The organism is Actinomadura coerulea (genome assembly GCF_014208105.1).
Classification (GTDB): Bacteria; Actinomycetota; Actinomycetes; order Streptosporangiales; family Streptosporangiaceae; genus Spirillospora; species Spirillospora coerulea.
The window spans coordinates 1,657,956-1,674,786 of sequence record NZ_JACHMQ010000001.1 but is presented as its reverse complement, the minus strand read 5'-3'; the positions used below and the strand labels follow the sequence as shown (position 1 = coordinate 1,674,786).

Genomic DNA, 16,831 nt, shown 5'->3' with positions numbered 1-16,831 from the left:
TATATAACTCGGCCTCGGCCGCGTGCCGGCGACCGGGCGCGCGCCCGGGCCTGACACCAACCTCATGACCCAGTACAGCTAGCGGGCGCCGAACAGGCCGCGGTTCAGGACGGGCTTCGCGGTCTCCTGGAAGTCGATCTCCGGATCGAGTTCGCGGATCGTCCCCTCGATGACGAGCAGGGACAGCAGCGGGAAGATCAGCTCGGGCGCCGCGTGGATGCCGAACCGGCGCTGCAGGTCGAACATCTCGGTGGCGAAGGCGATCAGGCTGAACTCCTTGGCCGGCAGTCCGTGGCTGCGCTCGACCAGGTCGGCCATCCGGACGATGAAGCCGTCGAGGTCTGCGTCGTCGCGCACCCCCGCCGAGCTCTGGATGACGATCTCGGCGCAGCGGCGGCCCCGGCCGGTGGACATGTTCATGAAGAACTCGGCGAACAGGCGGCGCAATCGCTCGGTCAGCCGCACGCTGAACCCGGCGTCGAGCACGACGACCTGCCCCTGGCGGGTGAAGTAGAGGTTCCCCGGGTGCATGTCGCAGTGCACGAAGCCGTCGACGAACAGCATCTGGTAGATCGCCGTCAGCGCCGACACCGCGAACCGCCTGCGCATCGCCGGCGGGCATTTCGCCGCGGCGCCCACGTCCAGGTCCGGGATGAACTCCATGACGATGCAGCGCGGCCGCGACTCGGCCTGGTGCACCTGCGGAACCCACACCCTGGGCACGGGCGCCAGGTTGTCGCGCAGCCGCGTCAGGCTGTCGGCCTCGCGGGCGAAGTCCAGCTGCCCGAGGACGGCGGCGCACATGCTGTCCACTACGGCGGTGACCGGCACGCCGCGGAACACCGGCAGGCGGGCGGCCAGCGCGGCGCCCGCCCTCATCAGCGCGAGGTCCTGCCTCATCACCCGGTCGATGCCGGGCCGGCGCAGCTTGATCGCCACCTGGCCGCCGGACTCGAGCGTGCCCCGGTAGACGGACGCGACGCTCCCGCTGGCGACCGGCCGCTCCTCGACGTGCGCGAAGCGCCCTTCGGCCGCCCGCATGCCGTAGGCCTCCGCGAAGGCGCGGCGGGTCTCGGCGCGGTTCAGCGGCGCCACCGAGTCCTGGAGGACGGACAACTCGTCGCAGAGGGCCGCGGGAAGCACGTCCCGCCGGGTGCCGAGCACCTGGCCGGCCTTGATGAAGGTGGGGCCGAGCCTCATCAGCAGGACGGCCGTCCGCCGGTAGAGGTACCGGCGTCCCTCCGCGCGGCCGCGCAGCACCGTCCGGACGAGTCCGGCGATCCCGGCCGGCACCAGGGTCACGGCGACGATCGCAGCCACGCGCGCGCCCCGGCCCGCGAGCGCGAGCGGGGCGGGGGCCTCACGTCCGGCGGGGGTCGAGCGGATCCGCCGCTCAGCGCCTGTCGTCGTCATCGGTCTGCCTGCCTCCGGTGATTCCGGGTACCTCGATCGCCCGCAGCTGGAGGGTCGCGTGGTCGCAGTACCAGATCAGCTGGCCGTCCCAGGCGATCCCGGTGGGACTGCCGTTGACCGTGATCGACGCCACCTCGCGCCCCTGGTTCAGATCGACCAGGTTGATGGAGCATCCGCGGTAGTCGGCGTACGCCAGGTAGTCGTCGGAGACGGTGACCCCGGCGACCGGCCGGTGCACCGGGTAGCTGGCGATCAGCCGCAGGTCCTCGACGCTTCGCAGGTCGACGACCTGGAGGTCTTCGTATCCGGTCCACACGCCCTGGCTCGTGGCCTCCAGCCCGCACAGCTGCCGGCCGGGCCGCGGGTTGGGCAGTTCGCCGACGACGTCCCCGGACTCGGGGTCGATGACGCGCAGGGTCCGCCGCTCGCCCACCACCTGGACGAGGCTGCCGCCGAGCGTGGTCAGGTCCGTGCGGACGCCGGGGCACGGGATCCTCCGCACCACCTCTCCGGTCCGGGGGTCCATCGCCGCGATCTGGTTCTGCACGGCTTCGGAGTACCAGAGGTACTGCCCGGTCCAGGTGAGCCCGCACAGTTTCAGGCCGCCGCGAACCGGTATGTCGCGCACCGACCCCGCCGCGTAAGGCATCAGCGCCCTCCCTTCCTGCTGAGGCCGCACTCAAGCCGCCAGTCGGTGGCCACCCGTACGTCTTCGGGCCGGTGCATCCGGACGTGCAGCACGTCTCCCGCCGACACCGCGGTGTGCCGCAGCGGCCAGATCCAGACCGCCCAGTTGCAGCCCGGGTACGAGGGGAGGTTCGACAGCGTCACGCCGGGTGCGAGGGTGGCGGTGAAGTATCCGGCGATGGCATGCAGCCGGCCGGCCCGGTTGATGGTCAGCCGCCGGCTCGGCCGCTGCTGCTCCCCCTTGGCGCCGCGCTGGTCGGCGATGGCCGCCGGCTCGCTGAGCATCGCGGGCGGGCGCTGGAAGAAGTGCAGCTGGGCGGCGGGGGCTACGCATTCCTGAACCGCGTCCAGCCGGTAGCCGAGGAAGTCCTCGTCCCAGATCCCCCAGCCCTCGCCGTCGAACTCGATGGCCGCCAGCCGGGTGACCAGCCGCTCCGGGACGATCCTTCCGCCGGGAGCGAGGTTGCGCCGCGCGAAGGAGCCGAGGACCTCCATCATCTGCTCCTCCGGCCCGAGGTTGCCCATCATCTCCGAGACCACGACGTCCGCCTTGACCGGCAGCCGGACCCGGCGGGCGTCGCCGTGGACGAGGGTGAGCCTGCCCTTGAGGTCGTTCTGCTCGGCGATCCTGGCCGCGACCTGGGCCATCTCAGGGTCGGCCTCGACGGCGTAGACGTGCTCGGCGCCGCACCGCAGCGCGAGCATGGACAGCGCCAGCGCGCCGGCCCCGATGTCGGCCACGACGCCGCCGGGCGGGATCGCGTCCTCGAGCGCCCGCTCGTAGGCCTCCAGCCGGGGCCGGTCGGCGAGCATGGCCTGGTGCATCAGCAGCAGTCGCTGGTCCACGACGCCTCCCCCTTCGCAGGTACCCGGAACGGCCGGCGGGGCGGGCCGCAGGCACGTCCCGGCGGGACCGGAACTAGTGGAATTTCCATCAGATCCAGTCCCGCCGGTCGCGTCAAGAGGCTCGCGGGAAACCTCAGATGTTGACCGCCGCCGTCTCGCCGACGTGGGCGTCGCGCATCGCCAGCCGGACGCCGGTCAGCCGTGCCTTGACCGTGCCGTCGGTGGTGACGAGCGGCGAGTCCGCGCCGACCATGCGCAGCTCGCTGCCGGTGGCCTCGAGGTCCCTGAGCTTGCCGGACACGTGGGCCGGCCTGGCCGCGTACAGGTTGCCGTGCGGCGTCACGAGCTCGAACTCGGCGTCGATGTTCAGCTCACTCGGGAACCTGACCCGGCTGAGGCTGTCCTCGGTGCCGTCGCCCAGCGTGCCGCCCGACGGCCGCGGCCAGCTCGCCCGCAGCATCACGCGGCCGCCGAGGGCCTCGTTGTGGCCGACCATGGCGACCCGCGCCATCTGCGCGAGCACGCCCTGGCCCTCGTCGTGCTTGTCGGGGCCGAACAGGAGGATCTCCGTGCCGGCGGCCTTGCGGTAGTCGCCCTCCAGCTCGATGACCTCGGTCTTGCCGTTGACCTCGACCTCGATCTGCCCCTCCAGGGAGACCTGCATGATCATGGAGGGGTCGACCAGCATCGACATGCAGGGGCCAGCGCTCGCGGCGAAGAACACCGTGGGCGTCAGGCCGACCGGCTCGTTCTGGTCGTTGGCCGGGTACCAGGCCTCGGGCAGGGTGGTCCCGCGGACCACGTTGGGGGCCTGCACCACGTCGAACGGGCCGTCGCCGCGCGGGCTGCCCAGGTACGGGCCGGTCAGCGGCTTCTTGTAGGGCGGGATGCTGTCCACCACGCCGTAGATGTCGATGACGTTGCGGTGGGCCAGCCGCAGGGTGCTGGTCTCCAGGATGCCGAAGCGCCGGATGTAGAACTCGGCCGGGAAGTTCTTGCCCGGGACGATCTGGCGCACGTGGCCGGAGTTGGGGAGGAACGGGTTGGACAGGACCTGGATGCGGTCGTCCAGCTCGTAGCTGTACCCCTTGATGCCGACCTCGGGCGCGCTGATCAGTTCGGTCTCCAGCTCGGCGTGGCCCTTCTCGTCCACCCGGTGCTCGAAGCCCGGCATCGGCCACTTGTTCAGCTGGACGAAGCCGGACAGGTTGATGGTCTCCCGCCGGCCGGCGTAGTAGTCGTCGCCGAAGACGACGGTGGCCGCGGCGAGGATGTGCGGACGAATCGGCTTGGGTTCGAGGTTGAGGGACTCGTACGTCTCACGGAGAGAGCTCAAACCAGACACCTCCAGCGTCTGTCGAGAACGTGTGGTGGGCCACTGCCTGGTCCGCGGATCGATGACGGGGCCCTGTCGCTGAAGTTTTATATAGCGATTCGCCACCGTCAACCCCTCCTCCGCGCACCTCTCCGAGCCTCGGGACGGCCGAGGATTTCAGTGGCCACTTAACTGACCAGCTCAAAGCAAGCAAGACGAAGAGGCGGAGGCCGTGCGGACGCCTTGGAAATGAGAAGGATGTTGCTACAATTTATTAAAGTTTCTGGGAGCATCACGGAGAGGCCGGTGCCATGTGCGCGCTCAAGACCACGCCGGTGACGGCGGAACTGTACGACTACCTCACCGCTCACAGCCTCCCGGCGGACGACGCGCAGCGCCGCCTCATGGAGCGGACCGCCCGGCTCGGCCCGGTGGCGCGGATGCAGATCGGCCCGGACGAGGGAGCCTTCCTGACCCTGCTGGCCAGGCTCATGGGCGCCCGCCGGGCGATCGAGATCGGCACTTTCACCGGCTACTCGTCGCTGTGCATCGCCCGCGGGCTCGCCCCCGGCGGCCACCTCCTGTGCTGCGACGTCGACCAGGAGTGGGGCCGCATCGCCCGCGAGGCATGGGCGCAGGCAGGCGTGGCGGACCGGATCGAGCTGCGGCTCGGCCCGGCGCTGGAGACGCTGCGGGCGCTCGCCCCGGACCCGGTCGTCGATCTCGCCTTCATCGACGCCGACAAGGAGAACTACGTCGCCTACTACGAGGAACTGCTCCCGCGCATGCGTCCGGGCGGCGCCGTCCTGGCCGACAACGTCCTGTGGCGCGGCCACGTCGTCGACCCCGTCGTCGACGCTCCCCCCGCGGAGCTCTCCGCGACCAGGCGCGCGAGGGACGCCGACACCCGGGCGATCCGCGAGTTCAACGCCCATGTCGCCGCAGACGGCCGGGTCGAGGCGGTCATCCTGTCGATCGGGGACGGCGTCACGCTGATCCGCAAACGGGACTGACCGCGCTCGGGACGCTCATGCCCGGCGCCCACCCGGCGCCGAGGGAGGACGGGGCCGCGCGGCGGCCCCGGTCGCGGGGCGACCGCGACGCCGCCGGGCGGAGCCCCGGCCGGCTCCGCCGGTACTCGTGCGGGCCGTCGGGCCGATCGGCGGGCCCCGGAACCAGCGCGTCGACCATGGGGTGGTTTTCGAGAGACATGGGTCCCTTCCAGGTCGGGGCCGGCATGCGGACGGCCGGCCGGACCGGGGCCTCCCCGGCTCTTACGCCCATTGCGAACAGCCGCCGATCCTCGCCAATTCACTTTAGAATCTGATAGTAACCGGCACCCCCGGGAGGAGCGAGGAGATGTTCGAGAGGTTCACCGACCGCGCGCGGCGGGTTGTCGTTCTGGCTCAGGAAGAGGCCAGGATGCTCAACCACAACTACATCGGCACCGAGCACATCCTCCTGGGTCTGATCCACGAGGGTGAGGGTGTTGCGGCCAAGGCTCTGGAGAGTCTGGGGATCAGTCTTGAGGCCGTGCGTCAGCAGGTCGAGGAGATCATTGGTCAGGGGCAGCAGGCTCCCTCTGGTCATATCCCGTTCACTCCGCGGGCGAAGAAGGTTTTGGAGCTGTCGCTGCGTGAGGCGTTGCAGCTGGGTCACAACTACATCGGTACCGAGCACATTCTTCTGGGGTTGATCCGGGAGGGTGAGGGTGTCGCGGCGCAGGTGCTGGTGAAGTTGGGTGCGGATCTGAACCGGGTGCGGCAGCAGGTGATCCAGTTGCTGCACGGGTACCAGGGCAAGGAGCCGGCGGCTTCGGGTGGTCCGTCGGAGGCGGCTCCGTCGACGTCGTTGGTGCTGGATCAGTTCGGTCGGAATCTGACGCAGGCGGCGCGTGAGGGCAAGCTCGACCCGGTGATCGGCCGGGACAAGGAGATCGAGCGGGTCATGCAGGTGCTGTCGCGGCGTACCAAGAACAATCCGGTGCTGGTGGGTGAGCCGGGTGTGGGTAAGACCGCGGTGGTGGAGGGGCTGGCGCAGAAGATCGTCAAGGGTGAGGTGCCCGAGACGCTCAAGGACAAGCAGCTCTACACCCTGGATCTGGGTGCTTTGGTGGCGGGTTCGCGGTATCGGGGTGATTTCGAGGAGCGTCTGAAGAAGGTGCTCAAGGAGATCCGGACCCGCGGTGACATCATCTTGTTCATCGATGAGCTGCACACGTTGGTGGGTGCGGGTGCGGCGGAGGGCGCGATCGACGCGGCGTCGATCCTGAAGCCGATGCTGGCGCGTGGTGAGCTGCAGACGATCGGCGCGACGACGCTGGATGAGTACCGCAAGCATCTGGAGAAGGACGCGGCGCTGGAGCGGCGGTTCCAGCCGATTCAGGTGGCCGAGCCGTCGTTGTCGCACACGATCGAGATCTTGAAGGGGTTGCGGGACCGGTACGAGGCGCATCACCGGGTGTCGATCACCGACAGTGCGCTGGTGGCCGCGGCGCAGTTGGCCGACCGCTACATCTCCGATCGGTTCCTGCCGGACAAGGCGATCGATCTGATCGATGAGGCGGGGTCGCGGATGCGGATCCGGCGGATGACGGCGCCGCCGGACCTGCGCGAGTACGACGAGAAGATCGCTGATGTGCGTCGTGACAAGGAGTCGGCGATCGACGCGCAGGACTTCGAGAAGGCGGCGGCGCTGCGTGATTCGGAGAAGCAGCTGCTGGGGCAGAAGGCGCAGCGGGAGAAGGAGTGGAAGGCCGGCGACATGGACGTGGTGGCCGAGGTCACCGACGAGCTGATCGCCGAGGTGCTGGCCACCGCGACGGGGATCCCGGTGTTCAAGCTGACCGAGGAGGAGTCGACCCGGCTGCTGCGGATGGAGGACGAGCTCCACAAGCGGGTGATCGGGCAGGAGGACGCGATCCGGGCGCTGTCGCAGTCGATCCGGCGGACGCGTGCGGGGTTGAAGGACCCCAAGCGGCCGGGTGGGTCGTTCATCTTCGCGGGGCCGTCGGGGGTGGGCAAGACCGAGTTGTCCAAGACGCTGGCGGAGTTCCTGTTCGGTGACGAGGACGCGCTGATCCAGCTGGACATGTCGGAGTTCATGGAGAAGCACACGGTGTCGCGGCTGTTCGGTTCTCCGCCCGGCTATGTCGGGTATGAGGAGGGCGGTCAGCTGACCGAGAAGGTGCGGCGCAAGCCGTTCTCGGTGGTGCTGTTCGACGAGATCGAGAAGGCCCACCAGGACATCTTCAACTCGCTGCTGCAGATCCTGGAGGACGGCCGGCTCACCGACGCCCAGGGCCGGGTGGTGGACTTCAAGAACACCGTCATCATCATGACGACCAACCTTGGGTCCAAGGACATCTCCAAGGGCGTGTCGATGGGGTTCGCGCGGCAGAACGACGAGCAGGGCTCCTACGAGCGGATGAAGGCCAAGGTGTCGGAGGAGCTCAAGCAGCACTTCCGGCCCGAGTTCCTCAACCGTGTCGATGACACGGTGGTGTTCCACCAGCTCACGCCCAAGGAGATCATCCAGATCGTGGATCTGATGATCGCCAAGGTCGACCAGCGGCTCCACGACCGCGACATGGGCATCGAGCTGCGGCAGGAGGCCAAGGACCTGCTCGCGATCCGCGGCTACGACCCGGTGCTGGGCGCCCGGCCGCTGCGCCGCACCATCCAGCGCGAGATCGAGGACAACCTGTCGGAGAAGATCCTCTACAACGAGCTCAAGCCCGGCCAGATCGTCATCGTCGGCACCGAGGGCTTCGACCCCGACAACACCGACTCGGCCGAGAACGCCAAGTTCACCTTCAAGGGCGTGCCCGAGTCCACGTCAGTGCCCGACGCGCCGCCCCCGGGCGCGGTCGCGCGTTAGCCCGCACGGTGCAGGACCAGGAAGGGAACCCGCGGCGGGCGCTCGTGATCGGGGGGCTGGGAGCGATCGGCGGCGCCGTGGTCCGGCGGTTGGGGAGCGACGGCTGGGAGTGCCTGTCGGCGTCCCGGTCGCCGCGCGCCGACATCGTCCTCGACATCGGGGACGAGGCGTCGGTCGTGGCGGCGTCGGCGGCGTGCCCGCCGCTGGACGCGCTCGTCATCGCCACCAATCTGGAGCCGAGCGCATCGCTCTCGGAGCTGACCGGCCGGCACGCGGCGGCGATGTTCGCCACGCATGTCACCGGACCGCTCCTGTTCATCCGGAGTGCGCGTCATCTGCTGGCGAAGGGGTCGAGCATCGTCTTCCTCTCGTCCCCGGCCGCCTGCCGCGGAAGCTACGACCCGTGCTACGCGGCGGCGAAAGGGGCCACGAACGCTCTCGCCCGGACGCTGGCGAAGGAGCTCGCACCGGACGTGCGCGTCAACGCGCTGTCCCCCAGCATCGTCGAGGACTCACCCGTGGCCCGGCGCATGACACCCGACTTCCGCGCCCGCCACCGCGACGCCTCCCTTCTGGAGCGGACCCTCTCGATGGACGAGTGCGCGGAAGCCGTCTCCTTCCTCGTCTCCCACCCGCACGTGACCGGGGCGATCCTGCATCTCAACGGCGGCGAGTTCCTCGGCGCGTAGCGGGTTCACTTGTCCTCGAACTCCGCGCCCAGCGCGTCCAGGTGCTGGGTCCAGAACCTGCGGAAGCGCTCCAGCCACGTGTCGATCTCCCGCAGGGTCGCGGAGTCCACGGCGTAGAGGCGGTGCGCGCCCCTCGCCCGGACCGTCGCGAGCCCGCTCTCCCGCAGGACGCGCAGGTGCTGGGACACCCCCGGCTGGGAGATCCCGAACTCCGCCTGGATGACCGCGGCGATGGCTCCGGAGGTCTGCTCGCCGTCGGCGAGCAGCTCCAGGATCCGGCGCCTCACCGGGTCCCCCAGGACATCGAACACGTGCATCACGCCATTATTTCGACGTGACTTATATAAGTCAATGCCTAAACAACGCGCCGCCCCTCGCCCCGCGGCCGGGCCGGAGGCCGGTAGCGGCCAGGGCCGGCGGCACGGGACACCGCGGGCCGGGGCGCGGGTCACTACCACCACATGCCCGGGTGCAGCTATATTTTTTTGTAGCGCACTCTCTGACCGCGCTCATTCCAGCGCGATACCTCCGGCACACCGGCCGGAGCGTTCGCCCGCCTTGGATGGAGAGGTGGCCCGATGGAGCTCAGCGCCTCCGCGCACGTCGACACGTTCTGCCGCGACAACCTGCCTCCCCACGACGAATGGCCCGAGTTCGACCTCGCGCTTCCGGAGGTCGCCTACCCCGAGCGGCTCAACTGCGCGCACGTCCTGCTGGACGAGACGGCGAAGGCGGTGGGCGCCGACCGGCCCTGCCTGCGCACACCCGGCGGCCTCCTGTGGACCTATGGCGACGTGCTGCGGCGGGCGAACCAGGTGGCCAGGGTGCTGGTCGACGACCTCGGGCTGGTGCCCGGCAACCGGGTGCTGCTGCGCGGGCCGAACAACCCGTGGCTCGCCGCGGCCTGGCTCGGCGTGCTGAAGGCGGGCGGCGTGGTGGTCACGACCATGCCGATGCTGCGGGCCCGGGAGCTGACCGCCATCGCCGAGCTGGCCGAGCCGAGCCTGGCGCTGTGCGACCACCGCTACCTGGAGGACCTGGCGGCGGCGCGGACCCCCGGAATGCGGACCGTGCCCTACGGCTCGGACGACGCCGGCGACCTGGTGTCCCGGGCGGCGGGCAAGGACGGCGTCTTCGAGGACGTCGACACCGCGGCCGACGACGTCGCGCTGCTGGCGTTCACCTCCGGCACCACCGGACGCCCCAAGGCCACGATGCACTTCCACCGCGACGTGCTGGCGATCGCCGACACCTTCTCCCGGCACCTCCTCAGGCCCGTTCCGGACGACGTCTTCGCCGCGTCGCCGCCGCTGGGGTTCACCTACGGGCTGGGCGGGCTGCTGGTGTTCCCGCTCCGCGCCGGCGCCTCCGCCCTGCTGATCGAGAAGGCGACCCCGGCCGAACTCGCCGAGATAGCGGCCGGGCACGGCGTGACGGTGCTGTCCACCGCGCCGACGACCTACCGCGCGATCCTGGCCGCCGGGCTGGCCGGGCGGCTGGCCGGGGTGCGGCGCTGCGTCTCGGCGGGCGAGCACCTTCCGGCCGCGGTGTGGAGGGCGTTCCACGAGCAGACGGGAGTGCGGATCATCGACGGGATCGGCTCGACGGAGATGCTGCACATCTTCGTCGCGGCCGCCGACGACGACATCAGGCCGGGCGCGACGGGCGTCCCGGTCCCCGGCTACCGGGCGGCCGTGGTCGACGCCGCCGGCCGGCCGGTGCCGGACGGGACCCCCGGGCAGCTCGCGGTCCGCGGCCCGACGGGCTGCCGCTACCTCGCCGACGCCCGGCAGAAGACCTACGTCCAGGACGGGTGGAACATCACCGGCGACACCTACGTCCGCGACGCCGACGGCTACTTCTGGTACCAGGCCCGCAGCGACGACATGATCATCTCGTCCGGCTACAACATCGCCGGTCCCGAGGTCGAGCAGGCGCTGATCGAGCATCCGGACGTGCTCGAATGCGGCGTGGTCGGCGCCCCCGACCCCGACCGCGGAGCCGTGGTGACGGCGTTCGTGGTGCTGCGCGAGGGGGTCGAGGGCGACGCGGACAAGGCCGCCGAGCTGCAGTCCTTCACCAAGCGGACGATCGCCCCGTACAAGTACCCGAGGTCGGTCCGGTTCGTCCGGGCACTCCCCCGCACCACCACCGGCAAGCTGCAGCGCTTCCCCCTGCGCGAGATCGCCGGAGGCGCCCGGTAGCGGCCGGCGCGGCGCACGCCGGGGCCCGCATCCGGTCATCCGCCCACCCGGCTGCGCGGTCTCCATGTCGCCCTGGCTGCGGATCAGCCTGCTGCCGTCGGCCTCCTCGGGCCGGGCCGGGCGTGTCCGGCCCGGCCCGGCCCGAAGGCTCCTACAGGCCCCGGCTGCGGCGGTAGTCGGCCACGACCAGGTCGGTCAGCTCCTGGAGAGAGGTCTCCGACGTGGGCTTGTCGAAGGAGATCCGGCCGTGCTGCAGCAGGTTGACCCGGTCGCAGACGTCCAGGACCTGGGCGTAGTTGTGCGCGATGATGATGATCGAGACCTCGCCTCGCTCCTTGAGGTCGCGGACCAGGTCGAGGATCATCGTGCCCTCCTTGGCGCCCATCGCCGCCAGCGGCTCGTCGAGCAGCAGGATGCGGGCGTCGGAGTACACCGAGCGGGCGACCGCGATGGCCTGCCGCTGGCCGCCGGACAGCTTGGCGACCTCGACGTCCACCGACGGGATCCGCACCCCCATGTCCGCGAGGTGCTCGGCGGCACGCCGGCGCATCGCGCGGTTGCTGAGCAGCGGCCAGCGCACCAGCTCCCGGTTGAGGAACATGTTGTGGTAGACGCTGAGCTCGTTGACCAGGGCGAGGTCCTGGTAGACGGTGTCGACGCCGAGCGAGCGGGCGTGGTCCACCGAGCGCGGGCTCACCTCGGCGCCGTCGATGAGGATGCGTCCGGAGTCCGGCCGCTGGAAGCCGCTGATGATCTTTATGAGCGTGGACTTCCCGGCGCCGTTGTCGCCGATGAGGCCGAGCACCTCGCCCTTGCCGAGGCGCAGCGTGACGTCGGCGAGGGCCTCCACGCCGCCGAAGCGCTTGCTGATGCCCTCCACCCGCAGAGCCTCGCTCATGAGCGCCCCGCCCTTCGCAACCGGGCCAGGTGGACGTTCAGCACCATCGAGATGATGATCGCCGACCCGAGGATGATGTTGAACGGGTTGGCGCTGATCCCGATGAGGTTGAAGCCGTTCTGCATCTCGGCCAGCACCAGCGCTCCGAGCAGCGCGCCGACGACGGTCCCCGAGCCCCCGGCCAGGGCGGTGCCGCCGATGACCGCCGCCGACACCGCGAAGAACATCGCGTTCGACCCGCCCGAGCTCGGGTCGATGGAGCCGACCCGGAAGGCCTCCAGGATGCCGGCGAACGCGCCGAGCGCTCCGGTCAGCATGAAGTTGCCGATCTTGATCCGGCCGGTGCGGATGCCCGCCTCCGCGGCACCGAGCGGGTTGCCGCCGGTCGCGACCGTGTGCAGTCCCCACCGGGTGCGGGTGAGCACCAGGTGGAAGAAGACCACGATCACCAGGCACCACGTCAGCTCCGCCCAGGGGGCGCGCCCGAACCAGCCGGCCAGGCCGTCCGCCGCCTCGGGGGTCTGCGCCGGGTAGGCGTGGGAGGTGGTCAGCATGATGCCCTGCACCAGGAACATCGAGCCCAGTGTGGCGACGAACGACGGCACCCGCAGCACGACGGTCACCAGTCCGTTGCCGAGCCCGATGAGCGCGCCGGCCAGGACCGACAGCACGATCGCGATGATCGGATAGACGCCGGAGAAGTCGACCATGTAGTGCATGAGGAAGGGCGCCAGCGCGAAGACCATCCCGACCGACAGGTCGATCTCGCCGCTGACGAGCAGGAACACCTCGCCGACCGCGATGATGGCGTACGGCGCCGTGCCCTGCGAGACGTTGACCAGGTTGTCGTGGGACAGGAAGACCGACTTGGCGGTCTGGAAGTAGATCAGCAGTCCGAGCGCCACCAGGAGGATCGTCGCCTCCCGGCGGCGCAGGAACGCGTCGGTGGCGAGGCCGGGCAGCCCCCGGGCACGCCGCGGTGGCGTGCCGGGGGTTGCCGCCTTGTCCCGTACGGTGCTTTCGCTCACTCCGCTCCTCCTCGTCAGACGTGAGCGATGGCGCCGGACCGCGGCACCAGCTGCTGGGCCGGGCTGGAGCCCTCGTACCGGGTCTTGGTCGTGAGGTACGGGCCGACGGTCTGCTTGTTGACGAAGGTCAGGCCGGTGTTGGTCACCGGGGGGAAGACCAGGCCGCCGGACAGCTTGTAGAACCAGAGGGCCATCACGGGCAGGAACCCCTGGAGGTAGGGCTGCTGGTCGATGGTGAAGTCAAGGTCGCCGGACTTGACGGCGCCGAGCGTGCCCGGGGTGAGGTCGAACCCGCCCGCGGCCACGCCCTTGCCCTTGAGGCCGTACTTCTGGATGACCTTGCCGATGGCCTCGGTGGAGCCCGCGTCCACCGCGAACATGCCCTTGACGTCCTTGTGGCCCTGGGCGTAGGCGTCGACGGTCGAGAGTTCCTTGGGCACCTCGGCGCCGGTCGCCACCGACGTGAACTTGATCGGCTTGCCGGAGGCCTTGATGGCGTCCTGCGCGCCGTCGATGCGCGGCTGGATGTTGAGCGAGCCCGGCGTGGCGATGAAGCCGACCGCGTCTCCCCCGGTCATCAGCGCCGCGATCTTGGCGCCGAGCTGGTAGCCGGAGGTGTACAGGTCCTGGCCGATGTAGGCGAGCCGGTTGGTGCCGGGGTCGTCCTTGGCGCCGTCGGCGTTGTAGGAGACCACGGGGATCCCGGCGTCCAGCGCCTTGTCCACCGGCTGCCGGAAGGCGGTCTTGTCCACCACGGCGACCGCGAGCCCGTCGGCCTTGCCGGAGATGGCCGCGTTGGCGGCGCTGACCATCTCGGGCACCGCCGAGTTCTGCGAGCCCGTCCACTGGAACGAGCAGCCCAGCAGGGCGCAGGCGTCCTGCGCGCCGTACTGCGTCGGCGTGAAGAACGGGTTCGTGGTGACGTGGTTGACGAACACGAACTTCCAGTTCGGCGTCTTCGGGAAGTGCCCGGGCCCGCCCTTGGCCGAGGACGTGCTCTTGTTGTCCGAGGAGCAGGCGGCCAGCAGCGCGGACGCGGCCGCCGTCGCGCTGACCAGGCCGGCGCCGCTGAGCAGCCGGCGCCGGGTGGGCTCGCTCAGGCCGAGAGTGTCGACGGCCTCTTCGACCGCCGGATCGATGCGCTCCATGTCAGGCTCCGAACTGGTAGACGGTCGTGGAGTGGTAGGTCCGGCCGGGGTCCAGCTCCGTCGAGGGGAAGTCCGCGTGGTTCGGCGAGTCGGGGAAGTGCTGGGTCTCCAGTGCGAACCCGTCGCCCTGCCGGTAGACGCGGCCGCCGGTTCCGACCAGGGTCCCGTCGAGGAAGTTGCCCGAGTAGAACTGGAGCCCGGGCTGGTCGGTGGAGATGGCGAGGGTGCGGCCGCTGGCGGGGTCATGGACGCGCGCGGCGACCTTCCAGCCGGAGCCGTCGAGGGCGAAGTTGTGGTCGTAGCCCTGGCCGTAGAGCAGCTGGTCGAAGCCGGTGCGGATGCGGGCGCCGATCGCGGCGGGCCGGGTGAAGTCGAGCGGGGTGCCGCGCACCGGGGCGATCCGGCCGGTCGGGATCAGCTCCGACGAGCCGACGGGGGTGTACCGGGAGCCGTTGATCTGGAGCCGGTGGTCGTAGACCGTGCCGCTGCCCTCGCCCGACAGGTTGAAGTAGGAGTGGTTGGTGAGGTTGACGACGGTCGGCTTGTCGGTGGTGGCGCCGTAGTCGAACCGGATGGCGTTGTGCCGCGTGACGGAGATGGTCACGTCGGTCTTGAGGGTGCCGGGGAAGCCCTGGTCGCCGTCCGGGCTGGTGTGGGACAGCCGGAGCGCGACGCCGCCGCCGCCCGTGATCGGGGTCGCGGACCAGACGCGCTGGTCGAAGCCGGTCGTGCCGCCGTGCAGGGTGTTCCCGTTGTTGTTGGTGGTCAGCTGGTACTCGTGCCCGTCGAGCGCGAACCGGCCCTTGGCGATGCGGTTGCCGTACCGGCCGATGAGCGCCCCGAAGTACGTGCTGTTCTTGGTGAGGTAGTCGGACAGGGTCGGGAAGCCCAGCGTGACGTTGGCGAGCCTGCCGTGCCGGTCGGGCGTCTCGATGGTCTGGATGATGCCGCCGTAGGTGATCACCCGGACGCGCATCGAGCCGTTGGTCAGGGTGTAGCGCCAGACCTTGGTGCCGTCGGGCATCGTGCCGAACAGGTCCTTGCCGACCCCGGGCTTCAGGGGACGGCCGGACGCCGTGGAGGAGGGGGCGAATCCGCCGATCGCGGCGCCGGCGAGCACGGCCAGCGCGACCAGCCTTACTGCGAAGCGTGATCTGGTCATGGGACGGGTTTCCTCACAGATCTCGGGGGTGGGGTGTCCTGGCGGCTAGAAGCCTTGCGCCAGGCGGTGGTACGCCTGGTTCCAGCGCATCTCGCGGCGGAACCGGGCGACCTCGGTGTCGCCGTCGATGACGAGCAGTTCCACGCCCGTCATCTCGGCGAGGTCGGCCAGGATCTCGGTGGTGACCGCCTGGGACAGCACCGTGTGGTGCGGTCCCCCGGCCGACAGCCATGCCTCGGTGGAGGTACGGAAGTCCGGGCGGGGCGCCCATACGGCCCGGGCCACCGGCAGCCGGGGCAGCGGTTCGGGGGGCGCCACCAGGTCGATCTCGTTGGCGACCAGCCGGAACCGGTCGCCGAGGTCGGCCAGTCCGACGACGAGACCCGGTCCCGGCGCCGCGTCGAACACGAGCCGGACCGGGTCCTGCCGTCCCCCGATGGACAGCGGGTGCACCTCGCAGCGGGGCACGCCGGCGGCGATGGAGGGGCAGACCTCCAGCATGTGGGCGCCCAGGATGAGCTCCCGGCCCGGGACGAGGTGGTAGGTGTAGTCCTCCATGAAGGAGGTGCCGCCGGGCAGTCCCGCGGCGGCGCTCTTGAGGGCCCGCAGCAGCAGGGCCGTCTTCCAGTCGCCCTCCGCGCCGAAGCCGTGGCCGTCGGCCATCAGGCGCTGGACGGCGATGCCCGGCAGCTGCGTCAGCCCGCCGAGATCCTCGAAGTTGGTGGTGAACGCCTGGTAGGACCCGGCGGCGAGGAAGTCGCGCAGCCCGAGCTCGATGCGCGCGGCGTCGCGCAGCGCCGGATGCCGTTCGCCGCCGGACCGCAGCTCCGGCACGACGGAGTACGTCTGCTCGTACTCCTCGGCGAGCTCGCCGACCCGGTGGTCCGGCACCGCGCCGACGGCCGCGGCGAGGTCGTTCACGCCGAAGGCGCTGACCGAGGCGCCGAACCGGATCTGCGCCTCGACCTTGTCGCCCTCGGTGACGGCGACGTCCCGCATGTTGTCTCCGAACCGGGCGAGCCGCAGCGTCCGCAGCTCGGCGCGACCGCGGGCGGCCCTGACCCACGAGGCGATCCGCGCGCGTACCGCGGGATCGGTGGTGTGCCCGGCCACCGTGGTGCGCGCCATGCCGAGCCGGGTCTGGAGGTGGGCGTGTTCGCGGTCCCCATGCGCGGCCTGGTTGAGGTTCATGAAGTCCATGTCGATGCTCGCCCACGGCAGCGCCACGTTCTCCTGGGTGTGCAGGTGCAGCAGCGGCTTGAGCAGGGCGTTCAACCCGGCGATCCACATCTTGGCGGGCGAGAACGTGTGCATCCAGGTGATGACCCCGACGCAGTCGTCGTCCGCGCCCGCCTGGAGCATCGTCCGCCGGATGGCCTCGGCATCGGTGAGCACCGGGCGCCACCGCACTGCCGCCGGGATGCCCGGATCCTCGTCCAGGGCCCGGGCGATCCGCCGTGACTGCTCGGCGACCTGGCGGAGCGTGTCCTCGCCGTACAAGGACTGGCTTCCGGTGAGGAACCAGATGGTCGGTGCCATCGCGGGGCTGCTCCCTTCGCGGG

Annotated in this window: 14 protein-coding genes; 4 read left to right on the top strand and 10 right to left on the bottom strand. The window is 70.4% G+C overall.

From position 1 onward, the window contains the following. Nucleotides 1–78: 78 nt before the first annotated feature. The 4 genes from BKA00_RS07700 to BKA00_RS07685 all read right to left on the bottom strand — a co-directional run bounded on the left by BKA00_RS07700 (nt 79) and on the right by BKA00_RS07685 (nt 4,282). Nucleotides 79–1,413 carry an ABC1 kinase family protein gene (locus BKA00_RS07700; RefSeq protein ID WP_185024256.1) on the bottom strand — a complete coding sequence of 445 codons (1,335 nt, stop codon included), beginning with the start codon at nt 1,411–1,413 and terminating at the stop codon, nt 79–81. After that, nucleotides 1,394–2,062, bottom strand: a complete 669-nt coding sequence (locus BKA00_RS07695) for an NHL repeat-containing protein (RefSeq protein ID WP_185024255.1) — start codon at nt 2,060–2,062, stop codon at nt 1,394–1,396. Before BKA00_RS07695 ends, BKA00_RS07700 begins: the two co-directional genes overlap by 20 nt. After that, complete coding sequence (locus BKA00_RS07690) at nt 2,062–2,946, bottom strand: class I SAM-dependent methyltransferase (RefSeq protein ID WP_185024254.1); 885 nt, start codon at nt 2,944–2,946, stop codon at nt 2,062–2,064. Before BKA00_RS07690 ends, BKA00_RS07695 begins: the two co-directional genes overlap by 1 nt. A gap of 133 nt (nt 2,947–3,079) precedes the next feature. After that, nucleotides 3,080–4,282 (bottom strand): DUF6004 family protein, encoded by a 1,203-nt coding sequence (locus tag BKA00_RS07685; RefSeq protein WP_185024253.1) that lies wholly within the window; start codon nt 4,280–4,282, stop codon nt 3,080–3,082. Between the two features lie 290 nt (nt 4,283–4,572). On the opposite strand from BKA00_RS07685, the gene BKA00_RS07680 reads away from it, so the two are divergent. From BKA00_RS07680 to BKA00_RS07670, 3 genes are all read left to right on the top strand, one after another. Then, a complete protein-coding gene (locus tag BKA00_RS07680) occupies nt 4,573–5,274 on the top strand; it encodes an O-methyltransferase (RefSeq protein WP_185024252.1) in 702 nt (233 codons plus the stop codon). 346 nt (nt 5,275–5,620) lie between these two features. Then, the gene (locus tag BKA00_RS07675) at nt 5,621–8,140 is read left to right on the top strand and encodes an ATP-dependent Clp protease ATP-binding subunit (RefSeq protein ID WP_185024251.1); all 2,520 of its coding nucleotides are present in this window, start codon (nt 5,621–5,623) and stop codon (nt 8,138–8,140) included. An 8-nt stretch (nt 8,141–8,148) separates the two neighbouring features. Continuing rightward, the gene (locus BKA00_RS07670) at nt 8,149–8,829 is read left to right on the top strand and encodes an SDR family NAD(P)-dependent oxidoreductase (RefSeq protein WP_185024250.1); all 681 of its coding nucleotides are present in this window, start codon (nt 8,149–8,151) and stop codon (nt 8,827–8,829) included. 5 nt (nt 8,830–8,834) lie between these two features. On the opposite strand, the gene BKA00_RS07665 is transcribed toward BKA00_RS07670, so the two are convergent. Next, entirely contained in the window at nt 8,835–9,146 is a 312-nt protein-coding gene (locus BKA00_RS07665; protein WP_179834659.1) for an ArsR/SmtB family transcription factor, read from the bottom strand. Nucleotides 9,147–9,407: 261 nt separating this feature from the next. Here BKA00_RS07665 and BKA00_RS07660 point away from each other — a divergent pair, with 261 nt between their 5' ends. Then, nucleotides 9,408–11,033, top strand: coding sequence for an AMP-binding protein (locus BKA00_RS07660; protein ID WP_185024249.1), 1,626 nt, complete (start codon nt 9,408–9,410; stop codon nt 11,031–11,033). A gap of 151 nt (nt 11,034–11,184) precedes the next feature. Here the strand turns inward: BKA00_RS07660 and BKA00_RS07655 are convergent, their stop codons facing one another. From BKA00_RS07655 to araA, 5 genes are read right to left on the bottom strand one after another with little or no spacing between them, the layout of a single operon-like run. Next, the gene (locus BKA00_RS07655) at nt 11,185–11,931 is read right to left on the bottom strand and encodes an ATP-binding cassette domain-containing protein (protein WP_185024248.1); all 747 of its coding nucleotides are present in this window, start codon (nt 11,929–11,931) and stop codon (nt 11,185–11,187) included. Continuing rightward, on the bottom strand, nt 11,928–12,959 hold the full coding sequence (locus BKA00_RS07650) for an ABC transporter permease (RefSeq protein ID WP_221493054.1): 1,032 nt from the start codon (nt 12,957–12,959) through the stop codon (nt 11,928–11,930). The genes BKA00_RS07655 and BKA00_RS07650 overlap by 4 nt, the downstream gene beginning before the upstream one ends. Nucleotides 12,960–12,973: 14 nt before the next feature. Beyond that, nucleotides 12,974–14,107, bottom strand: a complete 1,134-nt coding sequence (locus BKA00_RS07645) for a sugar ABC transporter substrate-binding protein (RefSeq protein ID WP_185024247.1) — start codon at nt 14,105–14,107, stop codon at nt 12,974–12,976. A gap of 1 nt (nt 14,108) precedes the next feature. Continuing rightward, complete coding sequence (locus tag BKA00_RS07640; RefSeq protein WP_185024246.1) at nt 14,109–15,269, bottom strand: aldose epimerase family protein; 1,161 nt, start codon at nt 15,267–15,269, stop codon at nt 14,109–14,111. A gap of 45 nt (nt 15,270–15,314) precedes the next feature. Beyond that, nucleotides 15,315–16,808 carry an L-arabinose isomerase gene (araA, locus tag BKA00_RS07635; RefSeq protein ID WP_185024245.1) on the bottom strand — a complete coding sequence of 498 codons (1,494 nt, stop codon included), beginning with the start codon at nt 16,806–16,808 and terminating at the stop codon, nt 15,315–15,317. Between the last annotated feature and the right edge of the window lie 23 nt (nt 16,809–16,831).

Excerpts from the sequence above, each read along its gene's own strand:
- araA (WP_185024245.1), bottom strand. The coding sequence starts at position 16,808 with ATGGCACCGACCATCTGGTTCCTCACCGGAAGCCAGTCCTTGTACGGC.
- BKA00_RS07655 (WP_185024248.1), bottom strand. The coding sequence starts at position 11,931 with ATGAGCGAGGCTCTGCGGGTGGAGGGCATCAGCAAGCGCTTCGGCGGC.
- BKA00_RS07640 (WP_185024246.1), bottom strand. The coding sequence starts at position 15,269 with ATGACCAGATCACGCTTCGCAGTAAGGCTGGTCGCGCTGGCCGTGCTC.
- BKA00_RS07660 (WP_185024249.1), top strand. The coding sequence starts at position 9,408 with ATGGAGCTCAGCGCCTCCGCGCACGTCGACACGTTCTGCCGCGACAAC.
- BKA00_RS07695 (WP_185024255.1), bottom strand. The coding sequence starts at position 2,062 with ATGCCTTACGCGGCGGGGTCGGTGCGCGACATACCGGTTCGCGGCGGC.
- BKA00_RS07680 (WP_185024252.1), top strand. The coding sequence starts at position 4,573 with ATGTGCGCGCTCAAGACCACGCCGGTGACGGCGGAACTGTACGACTAC.
- BKA00_RS07700 (WP_185024256.1), bottom strand. The coding sequence starts at position 1,413 with ATGACGACGACAGGCGCTGAGCGGCGGATCCGCTCGACCCCCGCCGGA.
- BKA00_RS07645 (WP_185024247.1), bottom strand. The coding sequence starts at position 14,107 with ATGGAGCGCATCGATCCGGCGGTCGAAGAGGCCGTCGACACTCTCGGC.
- BKA00_RS07665 (WP_179834659.1), bottom strand. The coding sequence starts at position 9,146 with ATGCACGTGTTCGATGTCCTGGGGGACCCGGTGAGGCGCCGGATCCTG.
- BKA00_RS07675 (WP_185024251.1), top strand. The coding sequence starts at position 5,621 with ATGTTCGAGAGGTTCACCGACCGCGCGCGGCGGGTTGTCGTTCTGGCT.